We start from the raw sequence: 18,153 nt of genomic DNA on the forward strand, positions 1-18,153 counted from the left end.
CGCCTCAGTTCAGGCGCTGGCGGTGGCGCGCGCCCATCACGCAGTCGCCGTGCAGCAGCAGCACCGCCACGCGCACGAATTCCTCGATCTCGGCCAGCGCGTCCTCGTCCTCGTCGGCGCTGTCGAATTCCTCGCTGGAGGCCTGCGCCAGCCGCGCCAGGTCCTGCAGCGCCTCCTCGCCCTCCTCGCTCAGCGCCGGACGCTTGCCGGACGCCAGGCCGAATCCGCCGAGGAACGCACGGCACCAGTCGAACAGCGCGTCGGTGCGCGCCTGCAGCGACGCCGCCGGCGCGGCCAGCACCAGCTCGAAGGCGAAATCGCGGTCTTCCAGCTGCGCCACCACCGCTTCGCGCAGCCGGTCGAGCACGCTGCCCGGCTCCGGCGTGGGCAGGTTGTCGTCGGCCAGCACCGTGGCCGGCCAGGCCTGCAGGTCGGCGCCGCCGGCGGCCAGCCAGCCGCACAGTCCACCGTGGAGTTCGGCCGGGGTGGCCCCGAGGTCCAGCGCCTGGCTGGCCTGGAGGATGTCGTTGACGGCGGGAAGATCGGTCATGTCACCTGGGTCTGCGGAAAGCGGGAAAGGCCGCCGCGCGCGGCGCGGCAACGGCCGCACAGTGTAGCAACGGCAGGGCATCGGCCATCTTGACCACCGCCGAGGCGCATGCCTATCGTGCCGGGCATGGATTCCTTCGACCCCGCCGCCCAGCTGCAGGCTCTGGCCGCCCGCCTCGAACTGCTGTTCGAGCGCAACCAGCGCCTGGCCGACGAGAACCGCAGCCTGCGCCAGCAGCAGGAGCAGCTGGTGGCCGAGCGCGCGCAGCTGCTGGCCAAGAACGAGCAGGCCCGCTCGCGGGTGGAAGCGATGATCACCCGCCTCAAGTCGCTGGAGCAGCACACGTGAGCCAGAACGAGCCGGTCAGCGTCCGCATCCTCGATCGCGAGTACACCGTCGGCGTGGAGCCGGCCGAGCGCGACAGCCTCACCGCCGCCGCGCGCATGCTCGACGCGCGCATGCGTGAGATCCGCGGCAACAACCGCATGGCCGCGGTGGACCGGGTGGCGGTACTGGCCGCACTCAACCTGGCCCATGAACTGCACCTGATGCGCGATGAACTGGCGCAGCAGCAGCAGCGCTTCCAGCACGCGATGAACGACCTCAACCGGCGCCTGGACAGCGCGATCGACGAAGGCCGTTGAGGTCGTCGCATTCATCCGACGGGCGGTTCATTTTTTGCCGCGTCCAACCGCTGCCATCGGCCTGCAACACGGCTATACTGGCGTCGCGTTCTCTGCCGTGAACGACGGCGTGTGCAAACATTCGCCTTGTCCCTTAATGACGACCACGGGGGCGCGACGGCACCGGGTGTGCAGGTCCGCCTTGCAGCGGGAAGCCCGATGGTTCCCCAGCGTCCCCACTTGAACCCCGGGTTCAAGGTCGTTTCGCATGCATCGTCATGGCGGAGAATGCAATTATTCCGGAACGGCGCCGCAAGGCGCCGTTCTTCTTTGCAGGTCCATGCACCGGCCGGCAGACCGGCCGATAATGCCGCCAGGCCCCGACCCACGCCGCCGATGACTGCCGACGACCGCCAGGCCCTGCGCCGACAACTGCGCCAGCGCCGCCGCGACATCCCCGCCGCCGAGCACATCGCGGCCGCCGATGCGCTGGCCGCACACCTGCTGGCCCTGCCCTTCGCCGATGTCGACGGCCCGGTGGCCGGCTACTGGGCGATGGATGGCGAGATCGCCCTGTACCGCTGGCAGTTGCAGTTGCCCGCGCACCAGACCTACTGCCTGCCGGTGCTGCACGGCACGCTGCTGCGCTTCGCGCCGTGGCGCCCCGGGCAGCCGCTGCGCGCCAACCGCTACGGCATCCCGGAACCGGACATCGATCCGGCGCGCGCGCTGCCGGCGCAGGACATGGCCCTGGTGGTGGCGCCGCTGGTCGGCTTCGACGCACGCGGCCGGCGGCTGGGCATGGGCGGCGGCTGGTATGATCGCAGCTTCGCTTTCCGCCAGCAGCGCAGCGCGCCGCCCTGGCTGGTCGGCGCCGGCTTCGCCGCCCAGCAGGTCCCGCTGCTGCCGGCCGCGGACTGGGACGTGGCGGTGGACGCCATCTGCACCGAGCAAGCCATTCTCTACCCGGAACCGTTGCCCGCATGACCGCCCGCAAGCGCTATTGGCTGATGAAGTCCGAACCGGACGCCTTTTCCATCGACGACCTGCAGCGCGTGGGCACCGAACCGTGGAACGGCGTGCGCAACTACCAGGCGCGCAATTTCATGCGCGACGGCATGAAGGTCGGCGACGGCATCCTGTTCTACCACTCCAACACCAAGGTGCCGGGCATCGTCGGCATCGCCACGGTGGCCAGCGACGCCTACCCGGACGACACCCAGTTCGACCCCCGCTCCGACTACTACGACCCCAAGGCCAGCCGCGAACAGCCGCGCTGGTACCTGGTGGACGTGGCTTTCGAACGCAAGCTGGCGCAGGTGATCGCGCTGGACCAGATCAAGCGCCACGCCGACGCGCTCGGCGAAGGCTTCCCGCTGACCGCCAAGGGCAACCGCCTGTCGGTGTTCCCGGTCACCGGCGCGCAGTGGAAGCTGCTGCTGTCGCTGGAAAACAAGCCGCAGGCCTGATCCCGCCGCCGCGGCCGCCACGGGCGCTGCCAGGCAGCGCCGGACCCGTCGCCGCGCCTGTTCCCTCTCCTCCAACGCCATCGAGTCCACCATGTCCGAAGCCAAGCGCCTGGCCGCCGAAAAAGCCATCGAGTACGTGCAGAAGGGAATGATCGTCGGGGTCGGCACCGGCTCCACGGTCGCCTACTTCATCGACGCGCTGGCGCGCATCAAGGACCAGATCGAAGGCGCCGTCTCCAGCTCCGAGCAGAGCACCGCCCAGCTCCGCGGCCACGGCATCGAGGTGCTGGACCTGAACCACACCGGCGGCCTGTCGCTGTACGTGGACGGCGCCGACGAGTGCGATCCGCACAAGCACCTGATCAAGGGCGGCGGCGCCGCGCTGACCCGCGAGAAGATCATCGCCGAGGCCAGCAAGCAGTTCGTGTGCATCATCGACCCGAGCAAGCAGGTCCCGGTGCTGGGCCGGTTCCCGCTGCCGGTGGAAGTGATCCCGATGGCGCGCAGCCTGGTGGCGCGCGAGATCCTGGCCCTGACCGGCGGCCAGCCGGTATGGCGCGACGGCGTGGTCACCGACAACGGCAACCTGATCCTGGACGTGCACAACCTGTCCATCACCGACCCGGTGAAGCTGGAGCAGCAGCTCAACCAGATCCCGGGCGTGGTCACCGTCGGCCTGTTCGCGCGCCGCCCGGCCGACGTGGTCATCGTCGGCGGGCAGCCGCCGCAGGTGCTGTAAGCGCGGGCAGGCGGCGCTGGCCGCGGCCGTGCCTCAGCGCAGCGCGGCCTGCAGCCAGGCCTGCCACTGGCGGTCGAGCGCGGGCAGCGTGGCCGGCAACCCGAAGCCCGGGCCGGTGTCGGCCAGCCAGTCCTCGAAACTGCCGCCGGCGGCGATCCGCGCGCTGATGCTGCCAAGCACGCCGGCGCGGGTGGCCGCGGTGGCCTGCACCAGGAAATCCGCCCAGCCCTGGACCAGCGCGTAGTAGCGCGCGCCGGCCGCCGCGTCGCCGGCCTCGGCCGGGCTGCGATAGACCAGGCTGACGCCCTTGGCGGCCGGCGCGGCCTGGTCCCGCGGGCGCGCCGGATTGGCCATGGCCAGGAAATCGGCCAGCGCCGGCAGCGGCTGCGCCGGATCGGTGCCCATGCCGTGCAGCAGGCGCCGCCGATGCGCCGCCAGGTCGTCGGCCTCCAGCACCATCGCCGCCGCCTCGTTGAGCCAGTCCGGGCTGCGCGCGTGGCCATGCCCGGCGGTCCGGCCCAGGTCCGGCCAGTAGGTCAGGTTGAAGCGCACGTGGCCCAGTTCGTGGCGGGTCAGGTTGCGCCAGATCGCCTGGCCGATGGCCGGGTTGGCGGCCAGCAGCCGGCGGCCCGGGTCGTCGGCCGGCTGGGTGGCCTCGCGGGCGGCCTGGAAGGCCTGCATACCGGGCCAGTCGAGCACCTGCACGGCGCCCGCGGCGGCCAGCCGCGCGCGCGCATCGGCAGCGATGCCCTCCGGCGCATCCAGCAGCACCGCCAGGCGCAGCGGCGCGCGCGCGAACAGGCGCTCGAACGCCGCGGCGCTGGCGGCCAGGTCATCGCCGAGCAGGCGCACCTGCGCCGCGTCGGGGCCGTAGACCCAGCCATGCGCACCGGCGGCGCAGTAATCCAGGCCCGGCAGCGGCGGGCAGCCGGTATCGGCCCGTGCGGCGCCGGCCAACAACATCAGCAGCGGCACCAGGACGGGGGCGGGGGAACGGGAACGGGCCATGCGCGCATCTCCGGTTGGGATGCTTCCCTGACGCATGCACGCGGCAAATGTGTCCAGCCGGGCGCGGGCCCGGCGATGGCGTCAGCGTGCCGGACGCCGGCCGTTCTGCGCCAGCACCGCCACCAGCTCGCCGACCAGTTCGCGCTGCCGCGCCGGCAGGCCGAGGAAGGCATCGATCACCGCGCGCTCGCGCGCGCCCACCGCATGCCATTCGCCGCGGGCCTCGGCGACCCGCGCCGGCTCGCCGAAGCGCAGGGTCTGCGGCGACACCCCGAACAGGTCGGCCAGCACCTGCAGCTTGTCCTGCTCGGGGATGGAGCGGCCGGACAGCCAGCGCGACGCACTCTGGAAACTCACCGAACGCCCGGTGTAGCGCGCGTTGAACAGGCGGAAGAGGATCGCCGGCCGCGGTTCGTACCCAGCCGCGCTCATCGCCTGCCCCAAGCGGCGGGAAAATTCGAAGCGTTCGTCGCTCATGGCCGGAAACGTTACGGACCACGCCTGCGACGGGATCACCTGTTGCTTTCATTTTAATTAACTAATTGCTTTCATTGGCCATGGACCCATGCGCGACGCCCGTGCGGCGCCCGCCCCCTGCCAAGGAGAAGCACCATGCACAGCGCCCCCGCCGCCGGTGCGGCACCGGAGCACTTCATCCGCCACTATCTGGACGTGGACTACCGCGGCCGCTACGCCGGCGTGCTGCGGCGGCACCCGGCGCCATCGGAAGCCATCGCCGAACTGTGCCTGTTCCGGTTCTGGCTGGCCTGCCGCGCCTATGCGCATTCCGGCGCGGCGCCGGCACCGGTGCCGCCGCTTTACCTGCCGCCGCACTGGGCACCGCCGCGGCAGGCCGCCGGCGTGGACATCAGCCACGCGCTGGACGCCTGGTACGGGCACCTGCTGGAAAGCCGCTTCAACCTGTATGACCGCTTCTTCCACCTGGGCCGCAACCGCGACGATCCGCTGGGGCTGGACGCGGTGGCGCTGGCGCTGTCGTGCCAGCTGTTCGTGCAGCCCTGCGCGGCCATGCGCACGTGCCTGCGGCATGAGGTGCACGGCCTGTTTTCCGCGGTGCATGCCGCCTTCGCCCCGCCATCGCCCGCGCCGCAGCCGCCCCGCGGCGGCGCTTGACGCCACGCCACGCATCCGTGAAGGTGCGCAGCGCCTCCTTTCGCTTCGTGGATCACGCCATGTCCCTGCCGCGCCATGCCGCCTGCCTGTCCGTCTTGCTGTTGCTGGGCGGTTGCGCCAGCGCCGGCGGGCACTGGGTGGAACTGGGCGGCACGCGCTACCACGTGGAGCTGGCGCAGGACGACGCCAGCCGCGCCCGCGGGCTGATGTTCCGCGACCACATGGACGCGGACCACGGCATGCTGTTCATCCATGACCGCGTGGAACCGCAGGCGTACTGGATGAAGAACACCCGCATCCCGCTGGACATCCTCTACTTCGACGACACCCGCCGGCTGGTCAGCCAGCAGCGCGACGTACCGCCCTGCTCGGCCGGCGACGCCTGCCCGCCGTACCCCAGCTTCAAGCCGGCGCGCTATGTGCTGGAACTCAATGCCGGCCAGGCCGCGCGGCTGAAACTGGAGGACGGCACCGAACTGGTGTTCGGGCCCGGCATCCCCAGCGGCAAGTGAGCGCGCGCGGCGCGTCGGGTTGATCGCGCCGTTCGGCCGGGTGCCTTGAACCGGCCACGCTTTGCCGCCAGTCTTGGGGCATGTCCGATACCCGCCTGACCCTGCCGCAGTGGGATGCGCTGGCCGACCTGGCCGACGACGCATTGCCGCTGCTGCCGACCGCGCTGCTGATCGCGCGCGATGAATACCCGCAGCTGGACCCGGGCCGCTACGACCGCCTGCTGCAGGCGCATGCCGACCACCTGCGGGTGGAAGTGGCGGCCATCGCCGAATGGCCGCTGAAAGTGGCGGCGATCAACCACCACCTGTTCAACGAACTGGGCTACAGCGGCAACCACGACGCCTACTACGACCCGCGCAACAGCTATCTCAACGAGGTGGTCACGCGCCGGCTCGGCAACCCGATCTCGCTGGCGCTGGTGCAGATGGAAGTCTGCCGCCGGCTCGGCCTGCCGCTGGAGGGCATTTCCTTCCCCGGCCATTTCCTGGTGCGGCTGCCGGTGGAGGAAGGCGTGCTGGTGATGGACCCGTTCAACGGCGGCCGCCCGCTGGGCGTGGACGAACTGCGCGAGCGCGCGCGCAACAACCTGGGCGGGGAGGCCCCCGATGACCAGGTGCTGGCGCAGATCCTGGATCCGGCGCCGGCACGCGCGATCCTGATGCGCATGCTGCGCAACCTGTATGGCGTGTACGCCGAGCGCGAGGAATGGGACCGCGCCGCGCGCAGCGCCGACCGCATCCTGAAACTGGCCCCGGAACAGAGCGAGGCGCTGCGCGACCGCGGCCTGGCCTACCTGCGCCTGGACCACCGGGCCGGCGCGCGCGCGGACCTGTCGCTGTACCTGCGGCGCGAACCCGATGCCGCCGACGCGGCGCAGGTGCGCGAACAGCTGATCGACCTCGGCGGCGAACGGCCGCAGCTGCACTGACCTTCGCACGCGGGCGCTGCCCGCACGCTGCATCGACCTGTGGATGCGGGGCTTGCCGCGCAAGCGGCTTCACCGGGAACGCGCGTGCGGGGCAAGCCCCGCACCTACGGCATCCCGGCCGGCTGGACTCAGTCCAGCACCACCATCTCGAAATCGTCCTTGGTGGTGCCGCAATCCGGGCAGGTCCAGGTCTCGGGCACGTCTTCCCAGCGCGTGCCCGCGGCGATGCCCTCTTCGGGCAGGCCTTCGGCTTCGTTGTAGATGAAACCGCAGACGACGCACATCCAGGTGCGCAAGGTGGAGGCGGAAGCGTCGGACATCGGATAATCACGGCAACACGAGGGCGGTCGCAGATTGTCCCATTCCCGCCGCCGTACAGGTAGCCATCCATGTCCCAGCCCATCCGTGCCGCCCGCGGCGTCTATCTGATCACCCCCGACGAGGCCGACACCGCGCGCCTGCTCGAACGCGTGCAGCCGCTGCTCGCCGCCGGCGCCACCTGGCTGCAGTACCGCAACAAGAGCGCCGACGCCGGCACCCGGCATGAGCAGGCGCGGGCGCTGCAGGCGCTGTGCGCGGCCAGCGGCGTGCCGCTGATCATCAACGACGATGCCGCCCTGGCCGCCGCCGTCGGCGCGGCCGGCGTGCACCTGGGCGAGGACGACGGCGACATCGCCGCCGCGCGCACGCTGCTCGGCCCCGGTGCCATCATCGGCGCGTCCTGCTACGACCAGCTCGCGCTGGCGCGGCGGGCCGTGGCCGCCGGCGCCAGCTACGTGGCGTTCGGTGCGTTCTTTCCCAGCCGCAGCAAGGCCACCACCCGGCGCGCGCATCCGCGGCTGCTGCACGAGGCCGCGGCGCTGGGCGTGCCGCGGGTGGCGATCGGCGGCCTGGCCGCAGACAACGCGGCGCCGCTGGTCGCGGCCGGCGCCGACCTGCTGGCGGTCATCAGCAGCGTGTTCGCCGCCGACGACCCGGTGGCCGCGCTGCGCGGCTACCAGTCCTGCTTCGCCACCGCCTGAGCAACGGCGGGGCGCGGCTTCGGCCTCGCCTCCAGGCGGACAACGCAACCGCAAGGCCCGGCCTCGCGCAGCGCCGGCCCAAGGCTACGCCGGGGCGCCGGGCGCGCACGACCACGGGAACCTGTAACGGACGATGCCCCCACAAAGCCCCGCTACGCGGCCAGGCCTCCACAGCGCCGGCCCATGGCCACGCCGGGGCGCCGGGCGCGCACGACCACGGGAACCTGTAACGGACGACGCCCCCCGCGAGGCCCGGCTACGCGGCCAGGCTTCCACAGCGCCGGCCCATGGCCACGCCGGGGCGCCGGGCGCACACGACCACGGGAACCTGTAACGGACGACGCCCCCCGCGAGGCCCGGCTACGCGGCCAGGCTTCCACAGCGCCGGCCCATGGCCACGCCGGGGCGCCGAGCGCGCACGACCACGGGAGCCTGTGGCGGGCGGCGACGCCGGGCGCCGCGGGTTGGGCCGTGCGCCCCTGCCCTGCTTCACCGCGCGGCGGGCTTGTCGGTTCGACGGGGCTGTGCGGCTGCACGGCGGCGTGCTGCGGGGGATCGCCGCAGGCAGCAGCCCCCGGCAAACCCGGGCAGCGGCCATGGAAGCGCCGCGGCGGCGGCGCATGTCCCCGGCCCGCCCCCCTCCCGTGGGGAGCGGGGCTTGAACGGCGCGCTTACTCCAGCGCCGCCTTGACCGCCGCCGGGTCGGCCAGGGCCTGCACCTGGCGGATCAGGCGCACGGTGTTGCCGCCGAGGATGGCGCTGATCTGGCGCTCGTCGTAGCCGGCCTCGAGCAGCGCCTGCACCACCTTGGGCAGCGCGGCGATGTCCTCGTAACCGTCCACGCCACCGCCGCCGTCCCAGTCCGCGCCCAGGCCGACGTGCTCCCAGCCGGCCACCTTGATGATGTGCAGCAGGTGGCGCATGTAATCGTCGAAATCGGCCTTGCGGATGTTGTATTTCGCGTCCAGCGCGGCCAGCTGCGCCTTGAGCTGCGCGCGCTCGGCCGCGCCCAGGTCGGCGCGGTCGCCGAACGCGTCATAGAGCTTGCGCCGCTCGGCGCGGTATTCCGGGGTGGCGCCGGTGTCGACCAGGTAACCGCCCAGCGAGTTCACCTGGATCACGCCGCCCTTCTTCGCCAGCGCGCGGATGCGCGCGTCGTCGATGTTGCGCGAATGCGCGAACACGTCGTAGGCGCCACTGTGGGAGAGGATGATCGGCGCCTTGCTCAGTGCCAGCATCTGGTCGAACACCGTGTTGGACGCGTGCGACTGGTCGATGATGATGCCCAGCCGGTTGGCCTCCGCGATCAGCGCCTTGCCCTTCTCGCTGAGGCCGCCGTGCTCGCCCTCCGGGGCCACGCCCATGCCGGCCGAATCGGCGAAATCGTTGTGGCTGATGTGCGCCAGCGAAATCATCCGCAGGCCCTGCTTGTAGTAGAAGCTGAGCAGGCTGGGATCGGCCTCCAGCGGGTAGGCGTTCTCCATGCTGATGTAGACCGACTTCCTGCCGGCGGCCTTGATCCGCGCCGCATCGTCGGCGGTGGTGGCCAGCTCGAACTTGTCCGGGTTGGCCGCGACCATCTCGCGGATTTCGGACAGGCGCCTGAGCCCGGCGTCGCGCGCCTTCAGGTTGCCCCCGGCATCGCGCTCGCCCTGGCTGGTGAACACCACCCAGAAGCCGCCATCGAGCCCGCCTTCGACCATGCGCGGGTAATCGACCTGCGAACCATCGTCCTGGAAGTCGTGGCGGTCGGTGATCTTCCAGCCGGGCCGCGAGAACAGCGCCGGCGTGTCCAGATGGGTGTCCAGGTTGATCGCCCGGGCCTGGATGGCGCGCGCGCGTTCGGAGATCTTCGCCGGGCCGGTGCCGGCCTGGGCGGTGGTGGCGACAGCCAGCAGCAGCGCGGCCGACAGCGCACCGGCCTTGAACGTCATGTCGAACTTCATGGCTCTCCCTTGGGGACGGATCGTGGCGCATTCTTGCATGCGCCCGCCGCGCCCCTGCGGGCCATTGGTCATGGCGGCGGCGGCGCGTGGCAGCGCCCGGCGCGAAAGCGGACAATGGGCGCATTCTTTCGTCACTCCCGTGCCTGCCATGTCCCTGAACCACGACCAGTCCCACGCCCTGTTCACCCGCGCGCAGCAGCTGCTGCCCGGCGGCGTCAACTCGCCGGTGCGCGCGTTCAAGTCGGTCGGCGGCGAACCGTTCTTCGTGCAGCGTGCCGACGGCGCCTACCTGCATGACGTGGACGGCAACCGCTACATCGACTACGTCGGCTCGTGGGGCCCGATGATCGTCGGCCACAACCACCCGGCGGTGCGCGAGGCGGTGCAGCGGGCCATCGGCAATGGCCTGTCGTTCGGCGCGCCCTGCCCGGCCGAGGTGACCATGGCTGAAACCATCACCCGCCTGGTGCCGTCGTGCGAGATGGTGCGCATGGTCAACTCCGGCACCGAGGCGACGCTGTCGGCGATCCGGCTGGCGCGCGGTGCCACCGGCCGCAGCAGGATCGTCAAGTTCGAAGGCTGCTACCACGGCCATGGCGACTCGTTCCTGGTCAAGGCCGGCAGCGGCATGCTGACCCTGGGCGTGCCGACCTCGCCGGGCGTGCCGGCCGGCCTGAGCGAACTGACCCTGACCCTGCCCTACAACGACTTCGAGGCCGCCACCGCGCTGTTCGAGGCGCAGGGTAGCGAGATTGCCGGGCTGATCATCGAACCGGTGGTCGGCAACGCCAACTGCATCCCGCCGCGCGACGGCTACCTGCAGCACCTGCGCGAGCTGTGCACGCAGCATGGCGCGCTGCTGATCTTCGACGAAGTGATGACCGGCTTCCGCGTGGCGCTGGGCGGCGCACAGGCGCACTACGGCATCACCCCGGACCTGACCACCTTCGGCAAGATCATCGGCGGCGGCATGCCGGTGGGTGCCTACGGCGGCCGCCGCGACCTGATGCAGCAGATCGCCCCGGCCGGCCCGATCTACCAGGCCGGCACGCTGAGCGGCAACCCGGTGGCGATGGCCGCCGGCCTGGCGATGCTGGAACTGATCCAGGCGCCCGGCTTCCACGCCGGCCTGGCCGCACGCACCGCGCGCCTGTGCGAGGGCCTGGAGGCGGCCGCGCGCGAGGCCGGCGTCGCCGTCACCACCACCTGCGTCGGCGCGATGTTCGGGCTGTTCTTCACCGACCAGAAGGTGGAGACCTACGCCCAGGCCACCGCCTGCGACATCGCCGCGTTCAACCGTTTCTTCCACGCGATGCTGGAGCGCGGCGTGTTCCTGGCGCCGTCGGCCTACGAGGCCGGGTTCCTGTCCAGCGCGCACGACGACGCGGTGATCGACGCCACCCTGGCCGCCGCGCGCGAAGCGTTCAAGGTGGTCGCCGCCTGAGGCCCGGGTAGATGCGGGGCCTGCCCCGCATCGGCCTTCCGTACACAGCCCCCGTGCCGGGCAAGGCCCGGCACCCGCGCTGCGTGCATGCAAGCGGCATCGCGCGCCGAAGTGCGCTCCTGCAGAAGGCTGCCCGCATGATCCAGACGCTGCTGCTCGACTTCGACGGCCTGCTGGCCGACTACGACCATTCCCGCCACCTCCAGCACCTGGCGGCGCAGGCCGGCTGCGCGCCGGCCATGGTCGACGCGGCGCTGCGCGGCGAGCACCTGGAACGGGCGCACGCGCGCGGCGAGCTGGATGGCGAGGCATTGCTGCAGGCGTTGAACACACGCCTCGGCAGCCGCCTGTCCGCCGCCGACTGGTTCGCCGCACGTACCGCGGCCAGTGCCCTGCGCCGCGACACGCTCGCCCTGCTGCGGCAGCTGCGCCCGGCGGTCCGCGTCGCCGTGCTGACCAACAACGGCCCGCTGAGCGTGGCCGCGATCACCGCGCTGCTGCCCGGCATCGAGGTGCTGTGCAGCGCCACGCTGGGCGTGCGCAAGCCCGACCCGCGGATCTACCTGGCCGCGACCGCACGGCTCGGCGGCGTACCGGCCCGCACCCTGTTCGTCGATCACCTGTTCCGCAACGTGCAGGGCGCGCGCAGCGCCGGCCTGCACGCGGACACCGCGCACCACACCCAGTCGCTGCGCCGCGTGCTGCGCCGCTACCGCCTGCTCTGAGCGCCCGGCGGACGCGGGCCGCGCCGCCGGCCCGCCGTATCCTGCATCCCCCCGCGCGACAGCCACCACGACGCGCCGGCGTCTTGCCCTGTGCACGCCTGCACCGAGCCGCGCCGGCCGTGGCCGGCGCGGTCGCCCGCGCTCAGGGCCGGGCGTCCCCCGGCGCCGTGCCCGGCGCAGCGCAGCGCGGTGCCGGCCCGCGGCAGCGGCGGCGGCTGTCGCCGGTCATGTCCGCGTTGAACGCATCGCCGTTCTCGCCATACACCGGCGCCTGTGCGCCCTGCTGCCCGTAGCGCACCTGCAGGCCGATGCTGGTGCTGTGCATCGCGTTGCGGCCCTGCTCGCGGCCCAGCAGCAGCGAGAACAGCCAGCCGCTGTCCAACTGCAGGTCCATGCCCGCGCCCAGCGACAGCATGTCGTCGTTGTAGCTGCGCATCGCCAGCACGTAGTCGGCGTCGCGCGGGCGCTGCTGGTAGTTCACCGCCACGTCGCCGCGGTTTTCCAGTGCACCGCGGTATTCGATGCGCCAGTGCGGGCGCCAGCTCAGCCGTTCGCGCTGGAACAGCATTCTGCCCTCCAGGCCCAGCGCCAGCGCGCTGTTGTCCACCCGCTGCCGGCCATAGGCCAGGTCATAGGCGCCCAGCCCGGTTTCGCGGTAGCCGTCCAGCGTCGCCCGGTGCCCGTCATAGCGGCCATAGCCGGTCAGGCTCAGCCCGGAGGCACTGCGATGTTCGTAGCCAAAGGTCAGCGCGCCGAACCACTGGTCGCCGCTGCGCGTGGCCTGGGCGCTGGCGTTGGCCAGCTCGCTCCAGCGGACCAGGTCGAAGTCCAGCCGGCCGTTGGCCAGCAGGCCGTCCACGAACAGGTGCTCGCCCAGCCGCCACAGGCCGTAGACCGCCAGCGAGCGCTGGTCGGCATCGACCTTGGACGGGGTGTCGTCGAAGTCGGTGCCCTGCCGGCCCCAGCTGCCGGCCAGGCCGAGCAGCAGGTTTTCGCCCAGCGCGCGGTCCGCGCCAAGGGTCAGGCCGCCGGTGTTGAAGTCGAAGCCGCCGCCGGCGCGGCCGTTGCGCCCGGTCTTGCCGAAGCTCGCGGTACCGGCCAGCCACAGGCCCCAGCCTTCCGGCAGCGCCGGCAATGCCGCCTCGGCCACGCGGCCCACCGGCATCGACAGCCCCGGCACGCCCTGGCTGCCGGCATAGGCCAGCGCCATGTTGACGCTGCTGGCGTTGTGCCCGCCGCGCACCTGCCGCAGGCGGTCGCGGATGTTGTCGCCCTGCACCTGCGCGAAGCGCACGCTGGCGTCGACCTGCGCCTGGATGCCAGCGCTGACCTGCGCGTCCAGGGTCGGGTCCGGACGGGGGCTGACCACCAGCGTGACCGACACCGTGCCGGTGAGGTAGTTGGGGGTCGCCGCCTGGGTGGCGGTCAGCGTGGTCGTGCCTTCGCCCACCAGGGTGACGGTGCGGCCGTTGACCGTGGCCACCGCCGGGTTGCTGCTGGCGAAGGTGAAGGCGCCGGGGCTGTTGCTCTGCGGCAGCGGCAGCTCGAAGTCGGCCTGGCCATACATCTTCTGCAGGTCGCCGATCCAGCTCAGGCTCGGGGCCGCCACCAGTTCGGTGGCGCTGTCCGGCTCGCCTTCGCCGGCCAGGTTGTAGGCGGCCACGGTGAACACGTAGTCCACCCCGCCGGCCAGCCCCTGCACCAGGATCGGCGAGCCACTGCCGGTGGCCGTGACCACGCCCGGCGTGGCCGCCGCGCGCAGGCTCATCGTGCGGGCCGCCGGTGCCGCGCTGGCCTGCGGCGTGGCGGTGACCCGGTACCCGTCGATGGGCACACCACCGGTGAACCCCGGCGGCACGAACGCCACGCTCACCTGCCCGGGGCCGACGGGCGTCAGCGTCTGGATCTCCGGCACGCCCGGCGGCACCGGATCGATCCGGAACGTGCGCGTGGCCGAGGCCGGGCGATGGGTGGCATCGCCGGCCTGGGTGGCCACCACGGTGCAGTTGCCGGCCTGCACGAAGGCCAGCAGGCCGTCGCTGGTGACCGTGCATACGTCCTGCGTCGGCGAGGCGAAGGTCACCGGCAGCCCGGAGTCGGCGCGGGCGGACAGCACCGGCACCTGGTCGAAGCGCTGCGTGCCCACCTCGTCGAAGAGCACCGCCTGCAGCACCTGCGGCACCACCGGCGCCGAGGGCGCCGACGGCGCGCTGGTGCCGGCCGCGGCCGCGGCGGTGAGGGTGAAGGTGTAGCTCACCCCGTCGGTCAGCCCGCGCACGGTGATCGGCGAGGCCGTACCGCTGGCGGTGATGCCGCCGGGCTGCGCGGTGACCGTGTAGGTCACCGGCTGGCCGGTGGGCGCCGACGGCGTGAATGCCACGTCCACCTCGCCCGAGCCGCGTACGCTCACTTCGCCCACCACTGGCGTCTGCGGCACCAGCGCGGTAACGTTGAACGATTGCGTCAGCGACGCTGCCAGGTGGCTGGCATCACCGTCCTGGTGCACCGTCACCGTGCAGGTGCCGGCGCTGGCAAAGGCCAGCACGCCAGCGGCGGTGACCGTGCATACCGCCGGGGTGGAGGAAACAAAGCGCAGTGGCAGGCCGGAGTCGACCGAGGCCACCAGCGTCGGCGTGGTGCCGAACGCCTGCGCGCCCGGGTTGGCGAAGGTGATGACCTGGGTCACCGCCGTGGTCACTGCATTGGAGGCGGCCGACGAGGTACCGGTGCCCACGCTGTTGCTGGCGGTCACGGTGAAGGTGTACGCGGTGCCCGTGTCCAGCCCGTTGACCGTGATCGGCGAGCCGCTGCCGGTGGTCGGACCGCCGGCCACTGCCGGGCTGGGCGTCACCGTGTAGCCGGTGATCGCGGTGCCGCCATTGGACGCCGGTGCGCTGAAGGTCACCGACACCCGGCCGGGGCCGGTCACCGTGGCGGTACCGATGGTCGGTGCGCCCGGGACCACCGCGTTGACGGTGAACGAACGGGTGACCTGGGTCGCGGCCAGATAGCTGCCGTTGCCGGCCTGGTCGGCGTTGATGGTGCAGGTGCCGGCACTGAGGAAGGTCAGCGCGCCGCCGGCGGTGATGGTGCACACCGCGGTCGTGGACGAGGTGAAGGTCGGGGACAGCCCCGAACCGGAGGTCGCGCTCAGCGTCGGCGTGGTGCCGAAGGTCTGCGTACCCGGGTTGGCGAAGGTGATGGTCTGGGCCGCCTTTGGGGTGATGCTGTTGGACACGGCCGACGCCGCGCCGGTGCCCGCGCTGTTGTCCGCGGTGACGGTGAAGGTATAGGCCTGGCCGTTGGTCAGGCCGGTGACCACGATCGGCGAGCTGGCACCGTTGACCGGCGCCACATCGGCCGGCGACACCGTCACGGTATAGCCCAGCACGGGGCTGCCGCCGGTATTGGCCGGCGCCATGAACGCCACGCTGGCCTGGGTGTCGCCGGCGACGGCGGTGCCGATGGTCGGTGCGCCCGGCACCACCGGATTGACCGTGAACGAGCGCGAGACCTGCGGTGCCGGCAGGTAACTACTGCTCCCTGCCTGATTGGCGTTGATGGTGCAGGTACCGGCAGTGATGAACGTCAGAACCCCGCCGGAGGTGATGGTGCACACGCCGCTGGTGGACGAGGAGAACGCCACCGTCAGGTTGGAGGTGGCCGTGGCCGACAACGTCGGCGACGTCCCGAAATTCTGCGCACCGGGATTGGCGAAGGTGATGACCTGCGGCGAGGCCGGGGTGATGCTGTTGGATGCCGCCGACGCCGAGCCGGTGCCCACACTGTTGGTGGCGGTCACGGTGAAGGTGTAAGGCACCCCGTTGGTCAGGCCGGCCACCGTGATCGGCGAGCCGGCGCCGGTGCCGGTGAGGCCACCCGGGTTGGAGGTCACCGTGTATGCGGTGATCGCCGCGCCACCGGTGCTGGCCGGCGCGGTGAACGCCATGTCCGCCTGGGCATTGCCGGCCGTGGCCGTGCCGATGGTCGGCGCGCCCGGGACAACGGCATTGACCGCGAACGTCTGCGACACCGTCGGCGCGGCATGGGTGGCGGCATTGCCGGCCTGGTCGGCGTCGATGGTGCAGCTGCCTGCGCTGACGAAGGTCAGCGCGCCGCCGGCGGTGATGGTGCATACCGCCGGGGTGGACGAGGAGAACGTCACCGCCAGCCCGGAGCTGGCCGTGGCCGCCAACGTCGGCGACGTGCCGAAGTTCTGCGCCGGGGGCTGGGCGAAGGTGATGGTCTGGCTGGCCTTCGGTGTGGCCGGGTTGCTGGCGCTGGAAGCGGTGCTGGTGCCGACGGCGTTGGTCGCCGTCACCGTGAAGGTATAGGCGGTGCCGTTGCTCAGGCCGGTCACGGTGATCGGCGAGGTGGTGAATCCGTTGCCGCCAGCGGTGATCCCGCCGGGATTGGAGGTGACCGTATACCCGGTGATGGCCGAACCGCCGTTGTTGACCGGCGCGGTGAAGGCCACCGACACCTGCCCGTCGGCGGCCGTGGCCGTGCCGATGGTCGGCGCACCTGGCGCGGTGGGGATGGCCACGGTATGGGTCGTGCCCACGGTGAACGCGGCCGGCGGGCCATTGCCGGCGCCGTCGACGATGTTGGTGGACGCGTTGAGGTTGACCTTCAGCGTGCCATTGCCGGTGATGCCGTCGACGACAACGGTGTAGCTGCTGCCGCTGCCGGACACGCTGGCGAGGGTGCCCGCGGCGGTGCCGGTGCTGGCCAGGGCGAAATCGTCGGTGGACACGCCACTCACCGGCTCGCTGAAGGTGACGCTGAAGCTCACCGAGGTATCCGTCGAGGCCGCGCCGCCGGCAGGCGCGATGGCGCTCACCACCGGCGCGGCGCCATCGATGACCAGGGCCTTGTTCGCGCCAAGCGAGTTGGCCGCGCCCGGCACGGGCAGGGTCAGGGTGGCAGTGTTGCCGGCCGCGTCCTTGATGGTGCCGCCGTTGAGGGCCAGCGCGGTGGTGGAAACGTAATCCAGGTCGGCGCTGGTGTCGCCGGCCTGCACCGTGTAGTCGAACGTCAGCGTGCTGGTGCCGCTGCCACTGGCGTAGTTGACCGCGCGGTCGGTGGCGCCGGTTTCCAGGGCCAGCTGCGGCGTGCCGGTGACTAGGACGGTCTCGCTGAAACCGATCTGGACATTGATGACCTCACCCACCTTGTACGTGCCGTTGGCGGTGCCCTAGGTCACGTTGGCCACCGTTGGCGGCGTGGTGTCGGCCGGCCGCACATTGCTGACATTGATGTTGTCGATGCCGAAGTAGACAGCGGTGTTGGCCGTGACGGTGATTCGAAATTCGTCGACTCCCACAAAGTTCGAATTGCCGGACACATTCACTGTGCCCACAATTCTCGAGGAGATCGAACTGAAGTTCTGAACCGCGCCAGGGACAGCTGCATTACTGCGGTACCCGGTCACGATGAACGAAATAGGCTGGTCCGAGCCGCTGTCGATAGCAGTGAAGTCGAACGACGCCAGATCGAACAGGCTGCCATCGTTGGCGCGTACACTGAACGACACCATGGGTTCGCCATCGCCCACGAAGTCGTCGTAAAAGATGCCGTCGCCCGTGCCGAGGGCCAGATCACCCGCCCTGAGGGTGATCTGCGCGGGTGTCGAGGTGTACACCCCGATATCCCAGCCGGAACTCCGGACATTGGTGGCATTCACCCCACTGTTGCCGGCGGCGGATGCCAGCGACTGGTTGTTCCCGCCCGTGCCGAAGCTGGTGGTTCCGTTGGACGGCGTGGCCGCCATGGCCAGCGACGTCCATGCCAGTCCGGCCAGGAACATCAAGGCTGGCAATCCCCCCGCCAGCAAGGCCAGCCCACGCCGCAATGAGGCCCGGAACCGGCCAGCCGGAGAGAGATCGTGAGTAGCGATCGACATGCGTTTCCCCTGTCCAACATAGGCAAAAGGGGCGGCCCTCCTAACGGCGGCCCGCCCACGAAATGACACTTCCAGATTCGTTACCGCAAAAAGCGTTGGAAACCGATCACACGGCCTGTCAGGCCCACTCCCCGGGGCCGTCTCACG

Annotated in this window: 18 protein-coding genes and 1 other RNA gene; 12 read left to right on the forward strand and 7 right to left on the reverse strand. The window is 71.3% G+C overall.

All coding sequences use genetic code 11. The annotated features are described in order from the left end of the window. Positions 1–4 precede the first annotated feature (4 nt). Positions 5–550: a YecA family protein gene (locus ACJ7VY_RS12855; protein ID WP_161614983.1), complete on the reverse strand. Its 546-nt coding sequence runs from the start codon at positions 548–550 to the stop codon at positions 5–7. Positions 551–676: 126 nt separating this feature from the next. Between ACJ7VY_RS12855 and ACJ7VY_RS12860 the strand changes: the two genes are divergently transcribed. The 6 genes from ACJ7VY_RS12860 (at position 677) to rpiA (ending at position 3,381) form a co-directional block, all read left to right on the forward strand. After that, positions 677–898 (forward strand): TIGR02449 family protein, encoded by a 222-nt coding sequence (locus ACJ7VY_RS12860; protein WP_104939479.1) that lies wholly within the window; start codon positions 677–679, stop codon positions 896–898. Next, entirely contained in the window at positions 895–1,194 is a 300-nt protein-coding gene (locus ACJ7VY_RS12865) for a cell division protein ZapA (RefSeq protein WP_161614984.1), read from the forward strand. The genes ACJ7VY_RS12860 and ACJ7VY_RS12865 overlap by 4 nt, the downstream gene beginning before the upstream one ends. Before the next feature lie 86 nt (positions 1,195–1,280). Continuing rightward, a non-coding RNA gene (ssrS, locus tag ACJ7VY_RS12870) (6S RNA) lies at positions 1,281–1,465 on the forward strand. 104 nt (positions 1,466–1,569) lie between these two features. Continuing rightward, positions 1,570–2,160, forward strand: a complete 591-nt coding sequence (locus ACJ7VY_RS12875; RefSeq protein ID WP_104939481.1) for a 5-formyltetrahydrofolate cyclo-ligase — start codon at positions 1,570–1,572, stop codon at positions 2,158–2,160. Next, positions 2,157–2,642 (forward strand): EVE domain-containing protein, encoded by a 486-nt coding sequence (locus tag ACJ7VY_RS12880; protein WP_104939482.1) that lies wholly within the window; start codon positions 2,157–2,159, stop codon positions 2,640–2,642. Before ACJ7VY_RS12875 ends, ACJ7VY_RS12880 begins: the two co-directional genes overlap by 4 nt. 91 nt (positions 2,643–2,733) lie before the next feature. Continuing rightward, on the forward strand, positions 2,734–3,381 hold the full coding sequence (gene rpiA, locus ACJ7VY_RS12885) for a ribose-5-phosphate isomerase RpiA (protein ID WP_104939483.1): 648 nt from the start codon (positions 2,734–2,736) through the stop codon (positions 3,379–3,381). Positions 3,382–3,414: 33 nt separating this feature from the next. Here rpiA and ACJ7VY_RS12890 read toward each other — a convergent pair whose 3' ends face one another. Together ACJ7VY_RS12890 and ACJ7VY_RS12895 are read right to left on the reverse strand one after the other, a co-directional pair. After that, positions 3,415–4,389 carry a hypothetical protein gene (locus ACJ7VY_RS12890; RefSeq protein WP_409475765.1) on the reverse strand — a complete coding sequence of 325 codons (975 nt, stop codon included), beginning with the start codon at positions 4,387–4,389 and terminating at the stop codon, positions 3,415–3,417. Between the two features lie 81 nt (positions 4,390–4,470). Beyond that, positions 4,471–4,866 (reverse strand): helix-turn-helix domain-containing protein, encoded by a 396-nt coding sequence (locus tag ACJ7VY_RS12895; RefSeq protein ID WP_313230768.1) that lies wholly within the window; start codon positions 4,864–4,866, stop codon positions 4,471–4,473. Positions 4,867–5,001: 135 nt separating this feature from the next. Here ACJ7VY_RS12895 and ACJ7VY_RS12900 point away from each other — a divergent pair, with 135 nt between their 5' ends. From ACJ7VY_RS12900 to ACJ7VY_RS12910, 3 genes are all read left to right on the forward strand, one after another. Further along, positions 5,002–5,523 (forward strand): hypothetical protein, encoded by a 522-nt coding sequence (locus ACJ7VY_RS12900; protein ID WP_313255833.1) that lies wholly within the window; start codon positions 5,002–5,004, stop codon positions 5,521–5,523. A gap of 59 nt (positions 5,524–5,582) precedes the next feature. Next, positions 5,583–6,035 (forward strand): DUF192 domain-containing protein, encoded by a 453-nt coding sequence (locus ACJ7VY_RS12905; protein ID WP_409475766.1) that lies wholly within the window; start codon positions 5,583–5,585, stop codon positions 6,033–6,035. Between the two features lie 80 nt (positions 6,036–6,115). Next, positions 6,116–6,964: a SirB1 family protein gene (locus ACJ7VY_RS12910; protein WP_161614988.1), complete on the forward strand. Its 849-nt coding sequence runs from the start codon at positions 6,116–6,118 to the stop codon at positions 6,962–6,964. Between the two features lie 128 nt (positions 6,965–7,092). Here ACJ7VY_RS12910 and ACJ7VY_RS12915 read toward each other — a convergent pair whose 3' ends face one another. Continuing rightward, on the reverse strand, positions 7,093–7,284 hold the full coding sequence (locus tag ACJ7VY_RS12915; protein ID WP_104939489.1) for a rubredoxin: 192 nt from the start codon (positions 7,282–7,284) through the stop codon (positions 7,093–7,095). A 69-nt stretch (positions 7,285–7,353) separates the two neighbouring features. On the opposite strand from ACJ7VY_RS12915, the gene thiE reads away from it, so the two are divergent. Beyond that, positions 7,354–7,986, forward strand: coding sequence for a thiamine phosphate synthase (thiE, locus tag ACJ7VY_RS12920; protein WP_409475767.1), 633 nt, complete (start codon positions 7,354–7,356; stop codon positions 7,984–7,986). Positions 7,987–8,657: 671 nt separating this feature from the next. Here the strand turns inward: thiE and ACJ7VY_RS12925 are convergent. Then, positions 8,658–9,920 (reverse strand): dipeptidase, encoded by a 1,263-nt coding sequence (locus tag ACJ7VY_RS12925; RefSeq protein WP_409476816.1) that lies wholly within the window; start codon positions 9,918–9,920, stop codon positions 8,658–8,660. A gap of 166 nt (positions 9,921–10,086) precedes the next feature. On the opposite strand from ACJ7VY_RS12925, the gene hemL reads away from it, so the two are divergent. Together hemL and ACJ7VY_RS12935 are read left to right on the forward strand one after the other, a co-directional pair. Continuing rightward, complete coding sequence (gene hemL / locus ACJ7VY_RS12930; RefSeq protein ID WP_293761563.1) at positions 10,087–11,376, forward strand: glutamate-1-semialdehyde 2,1-aminomutase; 1,290 nt, start codon at positions 10,087–10,089, stop codon at positions 11,374–11,376. Positions 11,377–11,513: 137 nt separating this feature from the next. Then, a complete protein-coding gene (locus ACJ7VY_RS12935; protein ID WP_409475768.1) occupies positions 11,514–12,101 on the forward strand; it encodes an HAD-IA family hydrolase in 588 nt (195 codons plus the stop codon). A gap of 142 nt (positions 12,102–12,243) precedes the next feature. Here the strand turns inward: ACJ7VY_RS12935 and ACJ7VY_RS12940 are convergent, their stop codons facing one another. Both ACJ7VY_RS12940 and ACJ7VY_RS12945 read right to left on the reverse strand, forming a co-directional pair. Further along, complete coding sequence (locus tag ACJ7VY_RS12940) at positions 12,244–17,274, reverse strand: fibronectin type III domain-containing protein (RefSeq protein WP_409475769.1); 5,031 nt, start codon at positions 17,272–17,274, stop codon at positions 12,244–12,246. 24 nt (positions 17,275–17,298) lie between these two features. Beyond that, positions 17,299–18,006: a hypothetical protein gene (locus ACJ7VY_RS12945; protein ID WP_409475770.1), complete on the reverse strand. Its 708-nt coding sequence runs from the start codon at positions 18,004–18,006 to the stop codon at positions 17,299–17,301. Positions 18,007–18,153: the final 147 nt, after the last annotated feature.

Origin of the sequence: Stenotrophomonas sp. Y-13, from assembly GCF_046267925.1 — a bacterium.
Classification (GTDB): Bacteria; Pseudomonadota; Gammaproteobacteria; order Xanthomonadales; family Xanthomonadaceae; genus Stenotrophomonas; species Stenotrophomonas acidaminiphila_A.

Coding starts and splice junctions, on each gene's coding strand:
- ACJ7VY_RS12855 (WP_161614983.1), bottom strand. CDS start 550: ATGACCGATCTTCCCGCCGTCAACGACATCCTCCAGGCCAGCCAGGCG.
- ACJ7VY_RS12860 (WP_104939479.1), top strand. CDS start 677: ATGGATTCCTTCGACCCCGCCGCCCAGCTGCAGGCTCTGGCCGCCCGC.
- ACJ7VY_RS12875 (WP_104939481.1), top strand. CDS start 1,570: ATGACTGCCGACGACCGCCAGGCCCTGCGCCGACAACTGCGCCAGCGC.
- ACJ7VY_RS12880 (WP_104939482.1), top strand. CDS start 2,157: ATGACCGCCCGCAAGCGCTATTGGCTGATGAAGTCCGAACCGGACGCC.
- rpiA (WP_104939483.1), top strand. CDS start 2,734: ATGTCCGAAGCCAAGCGCCTGGCCGCCGAAAAAGCCATCGAGTACGTG.
- ACJ7VY_RS12890 (WP_409475765.1), bottom strand. CDS start 4,389: ATGGCCCGTTCCCGTTCCCCCGCCCCCGTCCTGGTGCCGCTGCTGATG.
- ACJ7VY_RS12895 (WP_313230768.1), bottom strand. CDS start 4,866: ATGAGCGACGAACGCTTCGAATTTTCCCGCCGCTTGGGGCAGGCGATG.
- ACJ7VY_RS12900 (WP_313255833.1), top strand. CDS start 5,002: ATGCACAGCGCCCCCGCCGCCGGTGCGGCACCGGAGCACTTCATCCGC.
- ACJ7VY_RS12905 (WP_409475766.1), top strand. CDS start 5,583: ATGTCCCTGCCGCGCCATGCCGCCTGCCTGTCCGTCTTGCTGTTGCTG.
- ACJ7VY_RS12910 (WP_161614988.1), top strand. CDS start 6,116: ATGTCCGATACCCGCCTGACCCTGCCGCAGTGGGATGCGCTGGCCGAC.
- ACJ7VY_RS12915 (WP_104939489.1), bottom strand. CDS start 7,284: ATGTCCGACGCTTCCGCCTCCACCTTGCGCACCTGGATGTGCGTCGTC.
- thiE (WP_409475767.1), top strand. CDS start 7,354: ATGTCCCAGCCCATCCGTGCCGCCCGCGGCGTCTATCTGATCACCCCC.
- ACJ7VY_RS12925 (WP_409476816.1), bottom strand. CDS start 9,920: ATGACGTTCAAGGCCGGTGCGCTGTCGGCCGCGCTGCTGCTGGCTGTC.
- ACJ7VY_RS12935 (WP_409475768.1), top strand. CDS start 11,514: ATGATCCAGACGCTGCTGCTCGACTTCGACGGCCTGCTGGCCGACTAC.
- ACJ7VY_RS12945 (WP_409475770.1), bottom strand. CDS start 18,006: ATGTCGATCGCTACTCACGATCTCTCTCCGGCTGGCCGGTTCCGGGCC.